The sequence below is a fragment of the Nostoc sp. CHAB 5715 genome (genome assembly GCF_020829685.1).
Taxonomy (GTDB): domain Bacteria; phylum Cyanobacteriota; class Cyanobacteriia; order Cyanobacteriales; family Nostocaceae; genus Nostoc.
In genome coordinates this window covers 1-5,367 of sequence record NZ_JAIVFR010000513.1, presented here as the reverse complement: position 1 = coordinate 5,367, position 5,367 = coordinate 1, and the positions used below count along the sequence as shown (strand labels likewise).

Here is a 5,367-nt window from a genome sequence, read left to right as displayed (position 1 = left end):
GGGGAAACCCCCAAGACCGCGCTGGCTCCCCTTAATCCCCTCCCCGCTCTTCGGGAGGGGAGACAAAGCGTAGCTTTGGCGGGGTGGGGTTCTTCAGGTTTAATAAGGAATCAAGCGGACATGATATAACTTCTATTTTTAGTACAGTGGTGCGTTACGCCAAAGGCTAACGCACCACTGTACTAACTTCTAGTATTCAAAATCATTGTAGGGGCACAATATATTGCGCTCAACGAGTCTTTGATACTCGTGAACGAGTCTTTGATACTCGTGAATGAGTCTTTGATACTCGTGAACGAGTCTTTGATACTCGTGAATGAGTCTTTGATACTCGTGAATGAGTCTTTGATACTCGTGAACGAGTCTTTGAACTCCGTGAATGAGTCTTTGATACTCGTGAATGAGTCTTTGATACTCGTGAACGAGTCTTTGATACTCGTGAACGAGTCTTTGATACTCGTGAATGAGTCTTTGAACTCCGTTAATGAGTCTTTGATATCATGTCCGGTTGAAAAACCAACGGCGAATCAACTCCACCTGGAAGCCATAGCCGTCGTCAACTTCCTCAATTAACTCACGTTGCAACAGCAAGTTGAAAGTAATATCAGCATCAGGGAACTGTTGCAATAGAGTTTGGCGGCTAACTATAGCCCCTTCCCCTTGAGCGGCGATAAAACGTAGAATAGCTTGTCCAGTGGCGTCTACTTGGTTATTTTGAATGTCAGCAAAGAAAAAACCACCACTTTGCAAAGCTTCTGGTATCGCTGCTTCCACATCAGCTAAAGTTGCTAATCGCCGGATAGAGGGGTCTTGTTCGTTCTTAAGGACAATAATTTCCGCGCAGAGTAGTTGTACTAAGAATGGATGACAACGGGTGAGTTGTAGCACTCGTTCAACGGCGTTAGGTTCATAGCGGAGAGTAAAATCTTTGACGGGACGTTCAATTAATTGTCGTGCTTCCGCTTCTTTGAGGTAGGAGATATGCACTACTTGGACATTAATCAGATAACTAGCCCAGCGCTGATATTCTTCGATAGTATGAGAGCCAGCCAGTAACACCTTGAAGCGGGGACGATGCTGGATGAGGTGACGCAGCATACCCAAAACATCCTGTTCATCAAAGCGACCTTTGGCTATGGCGTTGTCTAGCACCTCAAATTCATCTAGCGCTAGTAAGGCGGTATTTTGTTCTAAAGCCTGTTCTACTTTATCTAGCCATTCATAGAAATAAGTGAAGGGGTCAGATTTTAACACTTCGCGGGCTAGGGACGGTAGAGTTAAACCTTGCTTTTTCGCTGACTTCTCCATATCTCTAGCCAGGTTGTAGAGAAAACCTGCATAGTCACTAGCTGATGAAGGTGCGCCTTGCAAGTCTACAAACATCGGGATGATGGAATTGGGTAGTAATTTTCCGATGTTGTTGAGGAGGGAAGTTTTACCCATACGTCGCTGACCGTATAGTAGCAGAGGTGGACGACGGCGATCGCTCAGTAGTTGCTCAATACGTGCGGCAATGTCATCACGCCCCGTGAAAATTTCTTGCTCCTGTGTGAGGGGTACGCCAATGATGTTAGGCGAGTCAATCTCTTGGCGGAGTTCAGTAATTTTAGCCAGTTCTTCTATATAGTTAGTTACTATCTCACGCCAACTTTTGATAATGGGGTAGAAACGGACTGTGTATTTGTCGCTGCTACGAACGAAGTTTTGCAACTGTAGATTTAATTCATCTGCAACATCTCTGAGGAGTAAGCGCTGGTTATAAGTACTTGCTTGATTGAGAGCAGCATCAACATCCTCGCTGATACGGCTAAAGATTCGTAGTAGAGAGCTAACTTCACTCTCTAGTTCGCTAGTTACCAGACTGCGATGAGCTTTACGGATGGCTTCTACATCAGCCGAGCTTTGTAAACTGCGTGCATCCAGTTCAACTTTTGCAGGTTTGGCTGTCCAGCGTTGGCGACTGGTACTGAGATATTCTAGGGCTGCTTTTCCTTCAACTGTGTTATTTTCGATGACCAAGAGGAGATGCTCATCCAAGCCGGGCAGATGTAAACGTTGCCACTCATCCCAGAAGGCGGAGTGAAAGCGCAATAAACAAGGGCTTTTACTGTTACGCCCTTTGTCTAATCTATAGAGCAGATAATTCCAGACGGTGAAAACCTGTGAGTTCGGTTGATTCAACGATAATTGGTATTGTCAGTTCGAGTAACTGCACTCCTGGATAAGCTAAAGCTTCTGTTAACCACTCCTCAATTGGATACGGTAGAGTTAGCTTGCCAATCTCTACCAATTTTGCAACTTCCCAACAAGACATGATGCTGATTCCTAACCCTTGGGGTTCATATTGTTGCAGCCAGTTCTGATGTTGTTTGGTCAGTCTTGCATCACCTTGAACCCACCAAACCCATATATGGGTATCCAGTATAATCATTGCAAGACTTCCCAATCTTCCAGAGGCACAGCAGGTTCAAAAGGATCGTCATAACGGTACGGTTGTTTGCCACGCAAAGGATACAAATTCGCTTCTTGGGGATGAGTGTGACTTTCTAGAATGATAATTTCAACGGCTTCGCCAGCCTGAAACGGTAAATCCTCAAGAATCAAGGTTCCGTTTTTAGTTAACTTTGTTTCAATTCGGTGTGCTTTCATGGTTACTCTGCTAGTTATGAATTTAATAAATGAGTAAATGATTTCATTTGTTGTAATCCTTCCTCACGCCAGTTATCATTATTCTCTCCTTCTTCTAAGTTAAATAATCTTTCTCTACACAGAATTTGTAATAACAGTGGCCAGTAGCGACTTTGTGTCAAAATCCACTCTACATCTTCGTCAGTGAAGGGAATGGGCGAACTTGCTATCAATTCTCGCGCTTCTGTCTCAGTTAATGCTTCCAGATGTGCGGTGTAGCCGAAAATGTTGAAAAAGGGTGAACTGTGTCCTGTGTTTCGCGCCATTTCAATCGGTGATTCGGGGGTAGCTAAGACAAATGCTAGATTCCCTCCTGTATGGTTAGTTGCCAAAGACCGCAAACATTCCCAAAAGCCATCATCTAATTCTGGACAGCGTTGCAAGCCAACGCCAATCTCATCCAATAAGATGACTGTGGGAGAATGCAAATTATCGCTGACTACATTCATAAAACGATCTAAATCGCAAGGTGTCGGCACTTGCATCTTCAGTGATTCTAGGATGTACTTTAGCAATCCTTCTCGGCTTTGCATTCGTGCGTCTTGCAAGTCTACAAAAATCCAACGGTAATTTTCTGGATGCGGTAGCCAGTCAGATTTTTGCTCAGGACGCAGCTGTTCTGCTGGGGTGGTGGTGATATTTTTTAAGTAGTGCAGCAGGGATGTTTTACCACTGCGCTTTTTACCGATAATGGCGGCGTTTTGTAGGGGATGGCGTTTGAGTAAGTTGCTGTTTAGCAATAACGTCTTGCACTCTAGAAATTATATAGCAATCCTAAATGAGTCGTGAAAAATATATATAAGGAAACGAACCGCCAAGAACGCCAAGGACGCAAAGAGAAGAAAGAAAAAAGAGATATATAATTTTCACAAATGATTTAGGACTGCTATAGTATGTAGAACTTACCTAACTATCCATTTATTAATTTTGGCAATGTTAAAAATTTAGAATCCACAGGAGTTCCCTGTGCAAAAAATAAATGGATAGAAATAAAAAAATGCGAAGCTTTCTTCGATGAATTACTTCTAAAACTTTAGATAATCGCCTCATTTACATTGATTATTTATATAGAATAATTTAAAAATTTTAAATTAACTGTTCATAATTTTGAGAAGTAAGTTCAAGAGAAGAGTAGCTTAATATAAAAATTTCTTTCCCCTTGTATCGTTCACCTTTAAAGTTATTTTGTTTACTTTTTCCATTTTTTTGATCGTCGGTTCTATTAATTGTATAATTCCATTCTTTGTCGTGTATTTCCAATGCCCATTCATATAGTTTTCTAATTGCTTCGCTATTATCGTAAGTTATAAGAAATTTTATTCTCTGCTTATGTTTGTTTAATATTTGGCATAGCCTGAAATGATCGTCTTTAGAAAATGAATGAACATAAAATTTATCTTGATCTGCATTGAAATAAGGAGGATCAATAAATAAGAAAGATCCATCAGGTACAGATTCGATAACTTCTTCAAAGTCGAGATTAGTAATTTTAACGTTTTGAAGTTTCTCAGAAGTTCGACGTATATTTCTGGGCCAATTCTCTGGACGCATACTGTATTTATCACCATATCCCCAATAACAGTTCTGATGCTTCATGATTCCAGAGTAGGAGGTTCTATTGAGGTAAAACCATCTACCAGCTTGTTCTAATTCATTTTGTGGTATGAATTCATTTTTGTAATATGTATGTCTTTCTTTAGTAGCAGATTTACCTTCTAAAAATTTTATTAATTCTTCAGGTTGATCTCGAATTATTAATAAGGTATTTATTAATAATTCATCAATATCATTGAGCCAATTAATATTTACTTTATTTTTTACAAAAAAGATAGATCCACCTCCAGCAAAAGGTTCAGCATAATATGAGTGAGAAGGAATATGATTAAGAATCAAATTACGAGCATAAAATTTGCCACCAGGATATCTAAATGGTGAGTTTATAGGTTTGTTCATAATTGCCTAAAATATTTCTAAAATTATATTTGGCATTTGCTTACTATAATATATATAAAGATTTATCATGAACTTGGCAATAAAATCAAACTAGTAGTTTAAAATCAGATATGATAATTATGTTATTCATTGGACTGAGTTAAATGAGGTAAATAAGTATTTTTTCTATTAAGAAGTGGGTAATAATTTAGACCACCTTAAGTTAAAATATCATTAGTTATACATTATTAACAAATAATATACAATATCGTAAATAGCAGATTGAAAGTCTAATAGTGAGACTAAAAACGTGAAGTATTTCTTTCTATCTGAGGGATGGGCAGTTGCGAGAGTCTGGGCATCTGATGGACTCTGGCAAATAACCGCATGGCGACGCCAACCAGATATTCAGCGAATGAATATTTGTTTAGTGGAACAAAACGAATTGCTATGGCTTTATCGAGTTGAAGAAGCCGTTTTAACCGTGGAAGTGAAGCCAACAACACCAGTAATTGCCAGTAAGACCATAGGCCAAGTAGTACTCAAGCGTCTGATGAGTGCTGAACAGGTAATTGAACGCCTGGGTACGGCCCAGACGAAATGTCAACTGCAAAACATCCAATTGGTGGTTCAGTAGATAGTGGGGAGTAGGGAGTAGGGAGTAGGGAGTAGGGAATCAGCCCTTTCGAGTTGTACGGAGTTTTTTCAAAAATCAAATAGGAGTCCTATAGCATACGATGAGATCCA

General features: G+C 40.0%; 7 protein-coding genes. 2 read left to right on the top strand and 5 right to left on the bottom strand.

Features of this window, described 5'->3' with window-relative positions:
• The first annotated feature begins 249 nt into the window (after positions 1 to 249).
• Entirely contained in the window at positions 250 to 573 is a 324-nt protein-coding gene (locus LC574_RS24750; protein WP_229456198.1) for a hypothetical protein, read from the top strand.
• Here the strand turns inward: LC574_RS24750 and LC574_RS24745 are convergent.
• The 5 genes from LC574_RS24745 to LC574_RS24725 all read right to left on the bottom strand — a co-directional run bounded on the left by LC574_RS24745 (position 499) and on the right by LC574_RS24725 (position 4,641).
• Positions 499 to 2,181, bottom strand: a complete 1,683-nt coding sequence (locus LC574_RS24745; protein WP_306422155.1) for an AAA family ATPase — start codon at positions 2,179 to 2,181, stop codon at positions 499 to 501. The genes LC574_RS24750 and LC574_RS24745 overlap by 75 nt on opposite strands.
• Positions 2,129 to 2,431, bottom strand: a complete 303-nt coding sequence (locus tag LC574_RS24740; RefSeq protein ID WP_306422154.1) for a type II toxin-antitoxin system VapC family toxin — start codon at positions 2,429 to 2,431, stop codon at positions 2,129 to 2,131. The genes LC574_RS24745 and LC574_RS24740 overlap by 53 nt, the downstream gene beginning before the upstream one ends.
• Complete coding sequence (locus tag LC574_RS24735; protein WP_229456196.1) at positions 2,428 to 2,649, bottom strand: hypothetical protein; 222 nt, start codon at positions 2,647 to 2,649, stop codon at positions 2,428 to 2,430. Before LC574_RS24735 ends, LC574_RS24740 begins: the two co-directional genes overlap by 4 nt.
• Before the next feature lie 14 nt (positions 2,650 to 2,663).
• The gene (locus tag LC574_RS24730) at positions 2,664 to 3,428 is read right to left on the bottom strand and encodes an ATP-binding protein (RefSeq protein WP_229456195.1); all 765 of its coding nucleotides are present in this window, start codon (positions 3,426 to 3,428) and stop codon (positions 2,664 to 2,666) included.
• A gap of 346 nt (positions 3,429 to 3,774) precedes the next feature.
• Positions 3,775 to 4,641, bottom strand: coding sequence for a DNA adenine methylase (locus LC574_RS24725; RefSeq protein WP_229456194.1), 867 nt, complete (start codon positions 4,639 to 4,641; stop codon positions 3,775 to 3,777).
• Positions 4,642 to 4,930: 289 nt separating this feature from the next.
• On the opposite strand from LC574_RS24725, the gene LC574_RS24720 reads away from it, so the two are divergent.
• Positions 4,931 to 5,257, top strand: a complete 327-nt coding sequence (locus LC574_RS24720; protein WP_229456193.1) for a hypothetical protein — start codon at positions 4,931 to 4,933, stop codon at positions 5,255 to 5,257.
• Positions 5,258 to 5,367 lie beyond the last annotated feature (110 nt).